Source organism: Nostoc mirabile CHAB5784 (genome assembly GCF_020829645.1).
GTDB classification, from domain to species: Bacteria; Cyanobacteriota; Cyanobacteriia; order Cyanobacteriales; family Nostocaceae; genus Nostoc; species Nostoc mirabile.
Genome location: NZ_JAIVFS010000069.1, coordinates 1 through 15,150, shown reverse-complemented (window position 1 = coordinate 15,150; position 15,150 = coordinate 1). Strand labels below are relative to the sequence as shown.

Genomic DNA, 15,150 nt, shown 5'->3' with positions numbered 1-15,150 from the left:
AGGGGATTTTGCCCCTTGTCTGGTTAATCGTAGCTGGATTTGTGTCAAGCTGTACTAGTCAAGTAACCACATCTCATTAGAACTCTCAGGATACTCATTTGGTTGATTTTGTGGTTGATTTTGAGCTAGTTTTTCTGATGACCGATGTGATTTTTTGTAGTTAAGTGGATTGTAGTGTTCTTTTACGGGTTTTATAGCACTAGTTTCTTTTACGGCTACAGCAAGTTTAGAATTATCTTCTGCTGTTTGTTTTAAAGCATTAATTTCTTCTATAAGCTTGGAATTTGCTTCTGCTAGTTGCAGCGCTGTTTTTTTGGTTTCGTCAAGTTCTTTTGTTACCTGTTCTACTAATGATTTTTGTTCTGATGCTAATGTTTTTTGTTTAGATAATTTTGATTGCAAATCAGCAATTTCTTGCCCAAGAGATACTTCATTTTTATGGCTTTTTTCCAGATTAGCTGTCAACTCTTTGACAGTTGCTTCTAAATCAGCCTTAGTTGGGCTTGTGCGCTTAGTAGAATTTGGCTCAGGTGTTTGGGCTGAGGATTCTTCATCTGATAAAGCCTGTTCTTCGGCAATTTCTTGTGCTGTAACTTCGATCGCAGATTCGCCTTCTGAGGGTGTAAATTTTTGCGCCTCTTCTTGTAGTAAGTCAGAGAGACTTTGTTTCCTAGCCATTATTATTTTCTCCAATCACGCTGTAATTCATCAGCTGCACGGCGGTAGTCTAACTCCGCCTCCCGTGCATTACTTCCTCGCCATTGACTAATCGCTACACCCTCAAGTGCCGCTCGTTCATGAGCCTTATAAGCACGGATAAAGGTATTACAAGCAGGAATACCTAATCGAGTGAGAGTGTTTTTTGCTTCTAGTGCTTCCCCGATACTGCGCGTATCAACTTTGGTAAGCAGTACCCGATGAGGAGTTCCCACGGGGATGACGGCTTCCTTAACTGTTTCCACTAGGATAGCTAAATCCATTGCGGCTGGGGGTGTAGGCAAAACTAGATAATCTGCGATCGCAACTACCGCCACTAATGCTTCAGAGCGCAGCGCGGGAGGCGTATCCACCACTACTAAATCGTAACCTGTTATCTTTCCTAAATTACCTAAAAGTGTAGGATCTGTTTCTTGAGATAAATCAAATCCCATTCCCTGCTGACTGCGCCCAAACCACCAACTGGCAGAACCTTGAATATCTGCGTCAATCAGCAGTACCTTTTTTTTCTTCGCAAAGTTTGCAGCCAGATTGACTGCGGTGGTCGTTTTACCGACTCCTCCTTTACCGTTGAGAATAGCGATGATTTTTGGCACTGCTTTAGCTAGGAAAAGGGAGTGGGAAGTGGGGGGTGGGGAGTAGGGAAGAAATCTTTTTCATTTTTGGTTGTGGGATTTTTTGATGATGGACTGACTTGAAAGAGTGTTGAGTACTGAGTTAGTCATTATAAATTATTATCCTTTTCTTCCACTCTCTACTCCCTACTCCCCACTCCCTACTCCCCATGATGAATATACCGCTTTATGTGGGCCTCAAGAACATGAAAACTCGTAACAATAAAATTCAGAAGCCATCAATTCCACAAACTCCGATGACAGCAACTTACAATTTGCCTGATGGGCCTCAAATGCCGCGCTGGTTGCGGATGATCAAGTTTATTGGTCAGCCTGTAAAATATGTGGATGATTTTGCCAAAATCTATGGTGACAGTTTTACCATTAGGAGTAGTCGCTCTGATAACCATCTTGTCTACTTTAGTCAACCCCAAGCTCTTGAGCAGATTTTTACTGCTGATTCCAACCATTTTGAGGTTGGCAGGGGGAACATAGGACTAAGATTTTTACTTGGCGATCGCTCCTTTATGTTAGCGGATGGCGATCGCCACCAGCGTCAACGGCAACTACTTGCTCCTCCATTTCATGGCGAAAGGATGCGGGCTTATGGTCAGGATATCCAGGAAATAACCCGACAAGTGAGTAATCAATGGCAAATTGGCAAGCCTTTTAAGATCCGAGAGTCGATGCAAGAAATCACCTTGCGTGTTATCCTACGGGTTGTATTTGGTTTAAATGAGGGAGAGCTTTTTGAGTCACTGAGGCGATCGCTAAGTGACTTACTAGACTTCATCAGTTCGCCTGTAATGTCTAGCGCCTTCTTTTTCAGGTTCATCCAAAAAGATTTCGGTGCGTGGAGTCCGTGGGGTCGGATTCTGCAACAACGGCAAAAAATTGATCAACTTATTTATGCTTTGCTTCGAGAACGTCGGGCCCAATCCGATCAAAATCGCCAAGATATCCTGAGTTTGATGATGGCTGCTCGTTATGACGATGGTCAAGCGATGTCAGATGAAGAATTACACGATGAGTTAATGACACTGCTAGTTGCAGGACATGAAACTACCGCTTCTGCATTGACATGGGCTTTTTACTGGATTGACCATTTACCAGAGGTGCGTGAAAAGTTGCTACAGGAACTCAACACCATTGGAGTTAACCCCGATTTGAATACTGTGGCTAAATTCCCTTATTTGACAGCAGTGTGCCAAGAAACATTGCGAATTTACCCAATTGCCATGACTGCTTTCGTGCGGATTGTGAAGACCCCAATTAAAATTATGGGCTACGAACTGCCAGAGGGAACGGCAATCGTCCCCAGCATTTATTTAGCACATCATCGGGAAGAAGTCTACCCACAATCAAAGCAGTTCAAACCAGAACGCTTTTTAGAAAGACAATATTCACCTTATGAATATTTACCCTTTGGTGGCGGTAATCGTCGCTGTATTGGAATGGCATTTGCCCAGTATGAAATGAAAATCGTCTTGGCAACTATTTTGTCAGAATTTCAAGTATCGCTAGAGAACAAACGTCCTGTGCGTCCTGTGCGCCGTGGGTTAACTATAGCCACACCGGCCGGAATGCGGATGGTTGCAACACCTCAAAGTAAGCGTGCAAATACACCAGCCATCGTTTAGGCAAGTAGGGTGAGGATTAAAATGCCCACCCTACTATCATGTAATAATTACGAATTACTAATTAAGAATTACGAATTACGAATTATCCTAACTTTCTTACTTGCAGGGGAGTTGTTTATAGTGTTCTTTATCGCGGTATTTAACTAGTTCCGTGGGTTTAAGTCCCCCGGTTCAATAAAAATTTTGTTTTGTGTTGGGGTTAAATCCCCATTACAAAACAAAATTTACGAATTACGAATTACGAATTATTTAATTGTTCTCATAGGTTGATTTCCAACAATTGCTAAAGGCTTAACGTTAGCATTTACAACCGTACCAGCCGCCACAATCGCACCATCTCCAATGGAAACTCCCGGAATAATTAGGACATTTGCGCCAATCCAAACATTGCGACCGATAACAACAGGTTTATGAATGTAGACATTATGTTGATATGGCAAATCATTACTTTGATAGTCGTGGTTTGCTGAAAGGATAACAACGTTAAACCCAAGTGTGATGTTCTCGCCAATTGTGATTCCACCACGACCATCTAATAAGACATTGGGGCCGATGTAGACTTTATTCCCCAGAGATACATTTTGCGGATAGTCAATTTTAATATCTCGCTTGAATCTTAGGCCTGCTCCACAAAATTTTGGGGGTGAGGGTTAAAAATGTACTTCATGCAAACGAAAACCGCTATATACTCAGTAAAGCAGATTCCGGTTGATTACGGTGTCTTTGTAACCAACGATTCCAAAACAGATCAGCCGTTGTATTTAGTCGAATTTGCTGCGATCGCAAACGCGCTGAAGCTGCACTTTGCAACTCCCAAAAACGCTTATCATTGCTGATTCAACAAACGTCGATAGCGGTAATCCAATGGAGTACTGAGTTTCTGGTTCGAGGTTGGAAGCCAGCCGCCGAAAAGATTTTTGGTTACACGGTGGTAAAAGTGATAGGGCGTTGACTCGATTTTCTGATTGCGAGTAGATGAACTCCTCCTGAAAAAAATTGTAGAGACGCTTTTACAATTGGCATCTCTACAAAAATTTTTATTGGGGTACTAATCAAAATCTCTGTACGAATAGATAGCAGGCTAATTAATAAGGAATGGCTCTCAGAAAGCCACCAGCTAAGTTGAGCGCGAAGAAAGCTAAGATCGGAGAAAAATCCATACCGCCCAATGGGGGAATAATGGAGCGGAATAGATTCAAATAAGGGTCGGTTATCTGGGCTAAAGCAGCAAATGGCTGGTTATACCAGTTGATTGTCGGGAACCAGGTCAACAAAACCCGGATAAGTAGCAAATAGCTATAAAAGGTGACAAAGGTAACTAGTGTCGTAATCAGTAAACTCATGGATAGCTTTGTTTCCTACTAAGTGTCAAACGCGGTCTTATCTTTTAATTTTAATTTAGTCCATGTCATGATGTTTGCGGATTTAGCACTTACCACACTTGACATTTTCACCACGCCTGAACAAACCTCAGGAGTCTTTAGTGAGGGGGCGGTCATTAGTTGCTTGAGGTGAACCGCTATTAACATTTCCGAGTTGCTTCCGCACATCATCAATTGTGGCATTTAGCTGGGCAATTTTATCTTCTAGTGATCGCCTAGCCGTTTCTATGCCGATGTTCTCGCTTTCTGAGGCTTTCATCTGACGCCGCTTTGCTGCTATTTTCTTCGCTTCGGCTTGGCTATCCGCCAGTTCTGTCTCCTCCTCTGCTAGCAACTCTGGATTGCGTCGAGAAGCAATCAGTGCCCCGATAACACCGCCAAATACGCCACCGACAAACGCCCCTGCTACAAAACCACTGCCAAAACCATCTCGTTGACTCATATCTTTACCGCCTTCAACAAACCTTGCAACTTTTACAGTAGTTATGCTATTTTCCTGCCCTAGCTGCATAGTAGCTTAAGTCCCAAAGATGCGATCGCCTGCATCTCCCAATCCCGGTACAATATACCCCTTGCTGTTAAGTTTTTCGTCAATAGTCGCCGTGTAAATTATTAAACCTGGATAAGCTGCACTCAATTTTTGCAAAGCTGGTGCAGCCGCCACTACGCAAACAATCCGGGTCAAGGCTGGATCAGCACCCCGTTGTGTCAATTCTGCCATTGTCGCCATCATCGACCCTCCTGTTGCCAACATTGGATCGGTAATTAACACTCGTGTTTCGGGGTCAAATTTTTCTGGTAACTTGTTCAGATAACAATGAGGTTGCAGTGTCTCTTCGTCTCGCGCCAAACCAAGATGGTAAATCGATGCTAAAGGCAGTAAAGTCTGCGCTCCCTCAAGTAATCCTAGTCCAGCCCGCAGAATCGGTACTACTGCTACTGGTATCTGCGGATCAATCACGGTTGCCAAACAGGTATCCAAGGGACTCTGCACTGTCGTTTCTTGGGTTGGCAACCAGTCTCGCGCAGCTTCATAAGTCAGCCATCTTCCCAGCTCAGTCATGGCACTACGAAATAATACTGAAGGTGTGCCTGCATCACGGGCAACTGCCAGCCAGTGTTTTATCAGGGGATGGGGTGGAACATAAACGCGCAATTGTAGCGTCATAGCCAGAAATTAGGGCTTTTTTATTATATAAGAACTGAAAACACCATAATACTCTTTCCTGCATCCGGCTGACAGCTGATAATTAACAGTCTCAATTTTATTGATAAAATTTTTCATTAGTAGTTGACATTAATTCTCAATCAAGGTTATATTCTTATACAGTGTTCTCCTCTCTTTTAAGGATCGGCAGACGGGATTAGCCAGCAGTAGCAGGCTCGTCCCTCTTTTTTTTGATTAGTCATTGGTCATTGGTCATTCGTTATTAGTAAATATTGATTGACTCTAGACAAAGAACAAGGGACTCTAGACAAAGGACAAAGGACAAATGACAAATGACAATTGATGCGATCGTGATTGGGTCTGGGATTGGCGGATTAGTAACAGCGACCCAGTTAGCAGCGAAGGGAGCGAAAGTGCTGGTACTGGAACGTTATTTGATTCCAGGTGGGAGCGCTGGTTATTTTGAACGCCAAGGCTATCGATTTGATGTTGGCGCATCGATGATTTTTGGGCTGGGACAGAACGGCACTACTAATTTACTCACCCGCGCCTTATCAGCTGTGAATGTTAGCCAAGAAGCGATCGCAGATCCGGTGCAGATTCACTATCATCTACCGCAAGGTTTAAACTTGAAGGTTGACCGGGTTTATGAAAAATTTTTGCAAAATCTTATTGCTCATTTTCCTCATGAAGACCAGGGGATTCGTTGCTTTTATGACGAATGCCAAAAAGTATTCAAGTGTCTCAACAGCATGGATTTGCTGTCGCTGGAAGAACCTCGGTATCTACTGCGAGTATTTTTCCAGCATCCTTTGGCGTGTCTCGGTTTAGCTAAGTATCTGCCCCAAAATGCTGGGGACGTGGCGCGGCGCTATATTAAAGACCCGCAATTATTGAAATTTATCGATATGGAATGTTATTGCTGGTCGGTGGTTCCATCTGATATGACACCAATGATTAATGCTGGGATGGTCTTTTCTGACAGGCATTATGGCGGAGTTAACTATCCTAAAGGCGGAGTGGGACAAATTGCCCAAAAACTGGTGGAAGGTCTAGAGAAGGCTGGAGGTAAGATTCAGTACCAAGCTAGAGTCACGAAAATTCTTACAGAACAGGGAAAAGCGGTAGGTGTACAACTGGCTAATGGTAAAGTATATCGGGGTAAACGCATAGTTTCTAATGCTACACGCTGGGATACATTTGAACAATTATTACCAGCAAAAGAAATGCCAGATAATGATAAAAAGTGGCAACAAAATTATCAAAAATCTTCAAGCTTCTTGAGTTTGCACATTGGGGTAAAGGAGTCAGTTTTACCTGTAGGGACAGAGTGCCACCATATTTTCCTGGAAGATTGGGAAAAGATGACGGCAGTGGAAGGCACAGTTTTCGTTTCGATTCCCACATTGCTTGACCCAGATTTAGCACCAAGTGGATATCACATCATTCACGCATTTACGCCTCACTGGATTGATGATTGGCAAAAACTTTCTCCGAGTGAGTATGAAGCGAAGAAAGAAGAGGCGGCTTGGCGAATTATTGACCGCCTAGAGAAGATTTTTCCAGGCTTAGATGCTGGATTAGATTATCTGGAGGTGGGGACACCCCGCACCCATCGCCGCTTTTTGGGTCGTCAGGATGGCACTTATGGGCCAATTCCTCGGCGCAAGCTGTGGGGGTTATTGAATATGCCCTTTAATCGCACAGCTATTCCAGGACTTTATTGCGTAGGGGATAGTACCTTTCCGGGTCAAGGGTTGAATGCAGTAGCTTTTTCTGGGTTTGCTTGTGCCCATCGCATTGCCGTAGATTTAGGATTTTAACGTACATAAATCAAACGATAGATTATCAAATTGATAGATTTTCTTCACCGATGTAGTAGCATCAGCCGCGCGATCGCAAAAATTTTCATAATTGTGCTTTATATGGTGAGCGGTTTTTGTTTTCCAAGAATCTTCCTCACACCCAAAGAAAATCTCCTGAAATTTAGCTGGCTTTTACCCAGCTTTTTAAGTTGGTTTCTCTTTGGCTCCGGTGTCAAAGTTGCTGCGATCGCTAATTGGCATTTTGATAGCAATCGTAATCATCTGGACTTCACCACAGATGAGAATGTTCAACCTAAAGTGCAACTACTTACCAACCCCCGATAAATTGGGGGCTAAAATCCTAATTTCCCACTTTTTAGGGCTTGTTATTACCAACATTTTTTAAATCTTGGGCTTCGTTACCATTCCCGCCTCGGAATAAATTCCAAGGCTAATAGTTAAAGTCCTCTCAAGAGGACTAAATACAAGATTTTCAGCCATGTAGAAGACTATCTTATGTAAAAGGGAAAATTTCAGTCCACTTGAGTGGACTTTAGCTATGAGCCGCAGAACTTAAGTTCTGGGCGGAATATTGGGTAAGCGCGACACTTTGACTATTACAAAAATGTGTGTAACGACAAGCTTTTTAAGGGAGGTTATATCAAGTTTGGGTGATTACTTGTAATAAAATCTATCAATTAATTGTGATTTTACTTGCAGCTTTCGTAGCTTTTTCCCTAGCCTCTTGGACATTCACACCCTTCGCCAAAGCTACTCCCATTCGCCGATATGGATGAGCATTAGGTTTACCAAATAATTTAATATCTACATCTTTTTCTGATAAAGCATCGGCTACACCACTAAAAGCAATAGAATCAGATTTTTCTGAAGCTAAAATTACCGCACTGGCTGATGCTCCTAGCAGTTCTATATGAGGAATTGGCAAGCCTAAAATTGCTCGCAGATGTAATTCAAATTCATTTAAATTTTGTGAGATTAACGTCACCATTCCTGTATCGTGAGGTCTGGGAGAAAGTTCAGAAAAAATTACTTCGTCTTTGGTAATGAAAAACTCAACACCAAAAATTCCGGCTCCTCCTAAAGCATCAGTAACTTTTACTGCTATCTCTTGAGCTTTTAATATCTTATCTTCAGAAATTAGCGCGGGTTGCCACGATTCTTGATAATCTCCTCTTTCTTGGCGATGACCAATAGGAGAACAGAAAATAGTGGCTGCATTCCACTGTTTAATGGTCAATAAAGTTATTTCAATTTCAAAGTTAATAAATTCTTCTACGATGATCTTTTGACTGTCTCCTCTAGAATTAGCGATCGCATAATTCCAAGCTTTTTCAACCTCACTTTTATCTTGCACTACAGACTGACCTTTACCAGAAGATGACATCACAGGTTTAACAACATTACTAAACCCAATTTCATCAGAAATTGCAATCAATTCTTTTAGAGTTGTTGCATAACCATATTTAGCCGTTCTGATGCCTAATTGTTGATGTGCCAGTTCCCGAATTCTGTCGCGGTTCATTGTATAGTTAGTAGCAGCCGCAGTCGGTATAACTGTAATCCCTCGCTGCTCAAATTCGAGCAGTTTTTCTGTTCTGATTGCTTCAATTTCTGGTATAATAATATCTGGTTGATGTTTTGTCACTACAGCTTCTAAATCATCAGCACTCAGCATAGAAATAACTTCATAAGCATCAGCAACTTGCATCGCTGGAGCATTGGCGTAGCGGTCAACGGCAATCACATAATTACCAAGACGTTGAGCAGCGATCGCAAATTCTTTGCCTAGTTCTCCTGAACCCAGCAACATCAATTTTTGGGGCAACTTAATACTCATTAACTTATCCAGATCAATCTCAATTTAATAATCTTATAATTTTGTGTGTTTTAATTACCATTTTCTCAAGAATTAAATCTAGCTCCGCGTAATTGTAAATCTTGACGTTGCAGATGATTTAAACCAGTACCTACGCCAAGCTGACACTTATCTACTAAAGCTTCTAACCAAATAGTCTCGTTAAGAGTTGCACCTCGTAAATCTGCATTTCTTAAATCGGCTTTCGTAAAATTTGCAAATAAGAGGTCTGCATTTACTAAACTACTACCTTGCAGATTTGCTCCAGATAAGTTTCCGCGAATTAAGTTTACACCATCTAAAATTAAAGGTGATTTAGGAATGGCTTATAAGCGGTAACTTGATCTGGAACGTCGAGCCTTTACCCTCATTGCTCATCACATGAATGTGACCGCCGTGAGCCTGGACAATTTGTTGAACGATCGCCAATCCCAACCCAAATCCGCCGCTTTCTCTTGCACGTTCTGTGTCAACCCGGTAGAAGCGATCAAAAATGTAAGGTAAATCTGCCTCTGGAATTCCAATTCCAGTATCGATGACCTGAATTACTGCCCGATCTGGGTGAGGTTCTAAGCGTAACCAGATAGTTCCACCAGACGGGGTGTAATTGCAGGCGTTGTTGAGCAAGTTTTCAACAGCTTGCCGTAGCAAATCGGGGTCAGCCCACAACTTGATAGGTTGTTCTGGTAAATGGCTGATCAACTTAATCGACGCTTTTGCAGCAACAGTAGTATAGTGAACGGCTAAATCCTCCAGCAAGTTATTAAGATTTACTTTTTTGAGAGATTCCGGAGTTAATTGTCCTTGATGGCGAGCCAACAGCAGTAGGTTATTGACCAAGGTACTCATCGACTTCGTGCTATCAATTATGTTCTCTAGTGTGGGATGAAGCTGAGGACGGTCTGTTGCCATTAGTAGCCCGACTTGGGCATTGGTCAAAATTGCAGAAAGGGGCGATCGCAATTCATGAGAAGCATCTGATGTAAAGCGTTGCAGCTGGTTATAGGCTGACTGAACGGGCTGCATAGCTATGCCACCAAGCACCCAACCCGTAAGTCCAATAAACCCCAGTGCTACAGGCACAGCTAGGGTCAACATTAACTGAAATTCTCTGAGATCGTTTTGAGCCTCTGTCAGTGGAATGGCAACTTGAAGATAGCCGATGACCGAATTTCCTCCTTGAACAGGTAGCGTGACTTGACGAAGCCAAAGCGCCTCACCTGTTAATTGGTCAACAGATTTAATGCTGAGAAACCCAGATGCTGTTTTTAAGTGTTCTGGAGGTGGAGTACCAAAAAAACGCTTGAGTTTGCCATTCGGGTCATACCAGCGAACATAGACCAGTTCAATATCAGCAGGGTGAGAACCACTACCCAATAGCGGTATATTGCTCAGATTGACTTGTTTTTGTCCTTGATACAGCCGATACTGCGAACTGGCTGCCATTAGCTCTGCTCTTTTATAAAGCTGTTGATCTAATGCTTTGAGCTTATCTTTTACTTCAAGATTATAAATGACTCCAGCAAAGAGAACCAGAATGCACCCCATTGAAAGGGTAAACCAACGAGCTAAGTTACGACGACTGCGGTTAAACACAACTTATACTAATTCGTAATTCGTGAGGCAGTACGGTCTTGGGGTCTCCCCAAGTGGAGTAACTGCCGAACCCGAAGGGTAATTCGTAATTACAAGACTTTTCAAGTAATTGAACTACACTACTCCCTACTGTTCGTCTCAGCCATTATCAAATTTCAAGATGGTTCTGGAGGGTTGAGGCGATAGCCCATGCCGTAGACGGTTTCAATCCAATCGGCTGCTGCTAATGTTTGCAAACGTTGGCGAAGTTTACGAACTAGAACGGTGATTGCATTGCTTTCTGGCTCACTACCCCACTCCCATACGGCTTGCTCAATCTGGTTGCGAGTCAGGACTTGCCTGGGATGACGCATGAAATACTCTATTAACTGAAATTCTTGGCTGGAAAGGGAGACAATCGCTCCCTGTCGCTCTAAAGTCAGCGTGTCGAGATGAAGTTGCAGGTCTGCCAAGCAGAGGGTGTCTCCTTGCCAGAGGGGCGATCGCCTCCTCAATGCCCGCACCCGCGCCATGAACTCTATAATATCAATTGGTTTGACTAGGTAGTCATCTGCTCCCGCATCTAATCCTATAACTTTATCAGGTGTAGTATCTTTTGCCGTGATCATTAATATGGGAGCTGTTTTTCCCGCCGCCCGATACTGTTGACACAAACTTACTCCACTAATCCGAGGTAACATCCAATCCAAAATCAGCAAGTCATATTCTTTTTGGGCCAAAAGCCATTGAGCGGTTTCACCATCCTTGACACCATCAACGTTGTGTCCTGCCTGTGAAAGAACCATTTGTAGTGGCATTAATTGCTTTGGATCATCCTCTGCCAGTAAGATTTTCATCACCTTTGTGGGCTTGGGCTTATTTTAGTAAAATATAGCGGTTCTCACTTCGGTGCAATACAGTCGTCACCTCACCCCGCCTTTGACTGCCGTCAAAGTCTCCCCTCTCCGAACTTCGGCTACAATGTACACACAAATGCTGTCTGCCGACGAGAACAAATCATTGCTTTAATAATGAGTTCGCCGAAATAACAAATGAGTTCGCCGAAATAACAAATGAGTTCGCCGAAATAACAAATGAGTTCGCCGAAATAACAAATGGGTTCGCCGAAATAACAAATGAGTTCGCCGAAATAACAAATGAGTTCGCCGAAATAACAAATGAGTTCGCTGAAATAACAAATGAGTTCGCTGAAATAACAAATGAGTTCGCCGAAATAACAAATGAGTTCGCCCTTATTGCAATAGACCTCTTGCACAAATATTAATAGACCCCCACGGGCATTTGCCCACAACGAGGGCATAAAAATATTTTTTTCTGTTCCCTGTTCCCCGTTCCCTATTTTCAAGACAGAATGAAGGTGCGAAGTATAACCAAGCAGAATCACAGGCAGGTGTAGTGTGAAACGTTGGCTGCAAGGGCTGGGATTAGAATTTTGGTTGCCTCTACCACTAGTAGCGATCGCATTTTGGTTTGGCTGTAGTTTTCTAGCTGCTGGGCAGTTAAGTCAATCCTACTCTACAGAGAAAAAACTTCAGTCAGATACTCAACTAGAAGCACGGCTATCAGTCAATGTATTGCTGATTAACGCCACCGTTAACCGAACTCAGAAAATTACCCAGGTAGAAGTCGAAACAGCAGACCCCATCCTGAAGCGATTGGAATTAGAACTGCCAACAATAGAATTGGGCCAGATAGAAGTGACAATTGCCCAAGAACTAGGGCTACCCCGTGCGGATGTTAGGAAGTTAGTGCGCTATGAGATTGTGGAATAACATTCACCGTATATCACTCTAGAAAAGAAAAATGTAAAAAAGCCTGCATGTAGACAGCCGTAAAACTCCCTACACGCGAGCTTTTTGTAAACTAATACTGCTAGGTTGTGCCATGATTGCAATTAGGAGAGATTAAACCAATGCTGCCTAACACTTTTGCGAGGTTGTTGCTTTTTCTACTCTTTCAGGCATGAGCGTCGGGGACGGGGTGCGAGTAGCAACGGAACAGAAAACCGGGATAAGAAAATAAAATCAAAAATATTGGCAAAATTCAAATCACACTTCAATTGGTACAGGTTTCTCCGTGGCGATCGCTTGGGTTAAAAGCGGCTCATCAAATCCAAGCGCGTAACTTTCTGTACGGATGCTTACTTCACCCCGGATACAGAAGAAGGCCGCCCGCCGACAATACTGCTCGGTTAAGAAGATTTGTAGGTTGGGTTGAACTTAAGTGTTACCCAACAAAGCCCTGAAAATGTTGGGTTTCGTTCCTCAACCCAACCTACTCCAGAGTGCTTTTTTAGGCTTAACCGAGCAGTATTGCGCCCGCCGATGCCTGTTCGTTCTTTGCGCGTGGTTAGTCCTTTGGGGTGGACGATGGAAGTGGACAGACTTCCATAGCTTGAATCAAGCTGTGTTTAAAGGTGAATCGATGGCCCACGTGTTGATCGGCAAGAACTGCGTAAGCCTTGTCACGCACGACCTGATGCACATCGACCAAAATGCGCCCGGTCTCCTCCAAGTAAAAGGAAATCGGCTCGACGTGCCCACCGATCTCGCTCCATTGCTCCGTCCAGTAAGCGCGAACTTCTTCAGGCCCACGGACAAAACCGCCTTTGAACGCTCTCGGCCAAACCACGTCCGGAGTCATGAGGGCAAGGGCAGCGTCAATGTCTCGCGCGTTGAAGGCTGCGTACGCCGCACGGAGCAGTTCGATTAGGAGTGCAGGTTGATCTGACATAAGAGGTATGGTGAAGGAGATGCAGTAAAGGTTTGGGGCTACCAGTGCTGTTCAACTTCCTTGCGCGATCGCAGCTATTTCAATACAAAAGTATGAGTTAGTTTTGTCACATCCACATAAATATTGTTAACGTATAACGACCAAGATAAGCGGCGGCAGATTACCTTGATTTAATCGACGAGCCAGCAGAGGCACTAGTAAGCCGTGGAAAGATTCTTGTTGAATGAACCGGATCGCAAGCTTTCGGCTCAATAAATTACACCAAAATGAATGCCTGAATTACTCAACTGAAAAAGCAAACAGGCAAATTGAGTCAGCAATTAGCCTAATTGCTTGCCCAAAACACCAAAATGAATGCGCGATGTACTGAAATGAGTAAGCAATAAGCCATTTCGCTTGCTGAATCTACTGAAATGAGAAAGCAAACTGGAGTTTGAGAAAGCATTTAGGCATTTCGCTTGCTGAATCTACTGAAATGAGAAAGCAAACTGGAGTTTGAGAAAGCATTTAGGCATTTTGCTTGCTGAATCTACTGAAATGAGAAAGCAAACTGGGGTTTGAGAAAGCATTTAGGCATTTTGAATAAGCAATCAGGCATTTTGCTTTTCCTTCTGCCTTCTTCAATCACTTTTTGTTCACATTTATGAGCAATCGTGGAATAGAAGGGTATTGAGCTAAAGCAACAGGGCTTAACAACCGTGGCATTTGCTTATATAACTTGTAGCAAATATGACGGATTTTATTGCTGTTGTTTACGTGAGTCGTTCTAACGGTACGATTCATGCTCACACTGCGAACCATAGTTGCTTACTATTTCGAGATTATTAATACTTCGTTTTAAACTTACACATTTTTATAGGAGACGTTGTGATGAATTTCAGTCCAGTTAAAAATGCGATCGGTATCATTTCTACCCGTCAAGCTGCAACACAGGTGCTAGATGAACTCAGAGCGATTGACTTTCCCATGCAGAAAATTTCTGTGTTTACTTTAGACTCTGAACACGAAAAGTTGCACAAGGATGCTAATGCAGATAAACATACCATAACTCCTATCGAAGGTGCCAAAGCAGGCGCAATTACAGGAGGAACAGCCGGGGGCTTCCTGGCACTCACAACCGGACTTGGCGTATTAATTATTCCCGGTTTTGGACCAGCATTAGCGGTTGAATCTGTGCTGAGTACACTGCTGGCGGGTGGAGCAAGTGCGATGTTTGGCGGTGTTTATGGTGCTTTTCAAGGTTGGTTTGCTCCCGAAAGGCAAGCTAGACTCTGTGAGCCAACCACTCAAGAAAAATTTTTGGTGACGGTAGAGGGAACAGTAGATGAAATCCATCAGGCAGAATCGATTCTGCGTTACTGGGGTGTGCGAGAGTGGCATGTTTATGAATCTAGCAAAAGATTCTCGTAATAACACCAATTTGAAAAAACAAAGGTACAGATTCAAACAGAGAAATCCATATTAAATCTGATGAGTCTTAATTACGAATTAGTTTTTGGAGACTGAGATGACAGCAGATACGATCGCTACAAATACTTTTGCCCAGACAACAAAAGATTTACTCAACAATGAATGGCATACTCTGGGTGGACAAAAGGTTGTGCAAACCTTAGCCAGCC

At 43.1% G+C, this 15,150-nt stretch carries 16 protein-coding genes and 1 pseudogene; 6 read left to right on the top strand and 11 right to left on the bottom strand.

What is annotated here, in order from left to right; genetic code table 11:
• Positions 1-54 precede the first annotated feature (54 nt).
• Together LC653_RS30485 and LC653_RS30480 are read right to left on the bottom strand one after the other, a co-directional pair.
• Complete coding sequence (locus LC653_RS30485; RefSeq protein ID WP_229498375.1) at positions 55-678, bottom strand: hypothetical protein; 624 nt, start codon at positions 676-678, stop codon at positions 55-57.
• 2 nt (positions 679-680) lie between these two features.
• Positions 681-1,313 carry an AAA family ATPase gene (locus tag LC653_RS30480; RefSeq protein WP_229467979.1) on the bottom strand — a complete coding sequence of 211 codons (633 nt, stop codon included), beginning with the start codon at positions 1,311-1,313 and terminating at the stop codon, positions 681-683.
• Positions 1,314-1,588: 275 nt separating this feature from the next.
• On the opposite strand from LC653_RS30480, the gene LC653_RS30475 reads away from it, so the two are divergent.
• The gene (locus tag LC653_RS30475; protein ID WP_229498396.1) at positions 1,589-2,971 is read left to right on the top strand and encodes a cytochrome P450; all 1,383 of its coding nucleotides are present in this window, start codon (positions 1,589-1,591) and stop codon (positions 2,969-2,971) included.
• Between the two features lie 245 nt (positions 2,972-3,216).
• Here the strand turns inward: LC653_RS30475 and LC653_RS30470 are convergent, their stop codons facing one another.
• Positions 3,217-3,411, bottom strand: coding sequence for a DapH/DapD/GlmU-related protein (locus tag LC653_RS30470; RefSeq protein WP_229498374.1), 195 nt, complete (start codon positions 3,409-3,411; stop codon positions 3,217-3,219).
• 225 nt (positions 3,412-3,636) lie between these two features.
• On the opposite strand from LC653_RS30470, the gene LC653_RS30465 reads away from it, so the two are divergent.
• Positions 3,637-3,807, top strand: coding sequence for a hypothetical protein (locus LC653_RS30465; protein ID WP_229498373.1), 171 nt, complete (start codon positions 3,637-3,639; stop codon positions 3,805-3,807).
• Positions 3,808-4,056: 249 nt separating this feature from the next.
• On the opposite strand, the gene LC653_RS30460 is transcribed toward LC653_RS30465, so the two are convergent.
• The 3 genes from LC653_RS30460 to upp form a co-directional block, all read right to left on the bottom strand.
• Positions 4,057-4,314, bottom strand: a complete 258-nt coding sequence (locus LC653_RS30460; protein ID WP_229483084.1) for a YggT family protein — start codon at positions 4,312-4,314, stop codon at positions 4,057-4,059.
• A 127-nt stretch (positions 4,315-4,441) separates the two neighbouring features.
• Complete coding sequence (locus LC653_RS30455) at positions 4,442-4,795, bottom strand: ssl2009 family thylakoid membrane protein (protein WP_229498395.1); 354 nt, start codon at positions 4,793-4,795, stop codon at positions 4,442-4,444.
• 75 nt (positions 4,796-4,870) lie between these two features.
• Positions 4,871-5,521, bottom strand: coding sequence for a uracil phosphoribosyltransferase (gene upp, locus LC653_RS30450; RefSeq protein WP_229498372.1), 651 nt, complete (start codon positions 5,519-5,521; stop codon positions 4,871-4,873).
• A 332-nt stretch (positions 5,522-5,853) separates the two neighbouring features.
• Here upp and crtH point away from each other — a divergent pair, with 332 nt between their 5' ends.
• Positions 5,854-7,344, top strand: coding sequence for a carotenoid isomerase (crtH, locus tag LC653_RS30445; RefSeq protein ID WP_229498371.1), 1,491 nt, complete (start codon positions 5,854-5,856; stop codon positions 7,342-7,344).
• Between the two features lie 30 nt (positions 7,345-7,374).
• Positions 7,375-7,671, top strand: coding sequence for a hypothetical protein (locus LC653_RS30440; RefSeq protein ID WP_229498370.1), 297 nt, complete (start codon positions 7,375-7,377; stop codon positions 7,669-7,671).
• A 349-nt stretch (positions 7,672-8,020) separates the two neighbouring features.
• Here LC653_RS30440 and purT read toward each other — a convergent pair whose 3' ends face one another.
• The 4 genes and pseudogenes from purT to rppA form a co-directional block, all read right to left on the bottom strand.
• The gene (purT, locus tag LC653_RS30435) at positions 8,021-9,184 is read right to left on the bottom strand and encodes a formate-dependent phosphoribosylglycinamide formyltransferase (RefSeq protein WP_229498369.1); all 1,164 of its coding nucleotides are present in this window, start codon (positions 9,182-9,184) and stop codon (positions 8,021-8,023) included.
• Between the two features lie 65 nt (positions 9,185-9,249).
• A pseudogene (locus tag LC653_RS30430) lies at positions 9,250-9,516 on the bottom strand (pentapeptide repeat-containing protein); the annotation flags it as partial.
• A gap of 1 nt (position 9,517) precedes the next feature.
• A complete protein-coding gene (locus tag LC653_RS30425; protein ID WP_229498368.1) occupies positions 9,518-10,798 on the bottom strand; it encodes a sensor histidine kinase in 1,281 nt (426 codons plus the stop codon).
• A gap of 155 nt (positions 10,799-10,953) precedes the next feature.
• Positions 10,954-11,634: a two-component system response regulator RppA gene (gene rppA, locus LC653_RS30420; protein WP_229498367.1), complete on the bottom strand. Its 681-nt coding sequence runs from the start codon at positions 11,632-11,634 to the stop codon at positions 10,954-10,956.
• Between the two features lie 561 nt (positions 11,635-12,195).
• Here rppA and LC653_RS30415 point away from each other — a divergent pair.
• Positions 12,196-12,570 carry a hypothetical protein gene (locus LC653_RS30415; protein ID WP_229498366.1) on the top strand — a complete coding sequence of 125 codons (375 nt, stop codon included), beginning with the start codon at positions 12,196-12,198 and terminating at the stop codon, positions 12,568-12,570.
• 577 nt (positions 12,571-13,147) lie between these two features.
• Here the strand turns inward: LC653_RS30415 and LC653_RS30410 are convergent.
• On the bottom strand, positions 13,148-13,531 hold the full coding sequence (locus LC653_RS30410) for a nuclear transport factor 2 family protein (RefSeq protein WP_229498365.1): 384 nt from the start codon (positions 13,529-13,531) through the stop codon (positions 13,148-13,150).
• Positions 13,532-14,401: 870 nt separating this feature from the next.
• Between LC653_RS30410 and LC653_RS30405 the strand changes: the two genes are divergently transcribed.
• Positions 14,402-14,941, top strand: coding sequence for a hypothetical protein (locus tag LC653_RS30405; RefSeq protein WP_229498364.1), 540 nt, complete (start codon positions 14,402-14,404; stop codon positions 14,939-14,941).
• Positions 14,942-15,150: the final 209 nt, after the last annotated feature.

Bases quoted from the DNA above. Each gene is read 5' to 3' on its own strand.
- LC653_RS30485 (WP_229498375.1), bottom strand. From the start codon at position 678: ATGGCTAGGAAACAAAGTCTCTCTGACTTACTACAAGAAGAGGCGCAA.
- LC653_RS30475 (WP_229498396.1), top strand. From the start codon at position 1,589: ATGACAGCAACTTACAATTTGCCTGATGGGCCTCAAATGCCGCGCTGG.
- LC653_RS30465 (WP_229498373.1), top strand. From the start codon at position 3,637: ATGCAAACGAAAACCGCTATATACTCAGTAAAGCAGATTCCGGTTGAT.
- LC653_RS30460 (WP_229483084.1), bottom strand. From the start codon at position 4,314: ATGAGTTTACTGATTACGACACTAGTTACCTTTGTCACCTTTTATAGC.
- LC653_RS30455 (WP_229498395.1), bottom strand. From the start codon at position 4,795: ATGAGTCAACGAGATGGTTTTGGCAGTGGTTTTGTAGCAGGGGCGTTT.
- upp (WP_229498372.1), bottom strand. From the start codon at position 5,521: ATGACGCTACAATTGCGCGTTTATGTTCCACCCCATCCCCTGATAAAA.
- crtH (WP_229498371.1), top strand. From the start codon at position 5,854: ATGACAATTGATGCGATCGTGATTGGGTCTGGGATTGGCGGATTAGTA.
- purT (WP_229498369.1), bottom strand. From the start codon at position 9,184: ATGAGTATTAAGTTGCCCCAAAAATTGATGTTGCTGGGTTCAGGAGAA.
- rppA (WP_229498367.1), bottom strand. From the start codon at position 11,634: ATGAAAATCTTACTGGCAGAGGATGATCCAAAGCAATTAATGCCACTA.
- LC653_RS30410 (WP_229498365.1), bottom strand. From the start codon at position 13,531: ATGTCAGATCAACCTGCACTCCTAATCGAACTGCTCCGTGCGGCGTAC.
- LC653_RS30405 (WP_229498364.1), top strand. From the start codon at position 14,402: ATGAATTTCAGTCCAGTTAAAAATGCGATCGGTATCATTTCTACCCGT.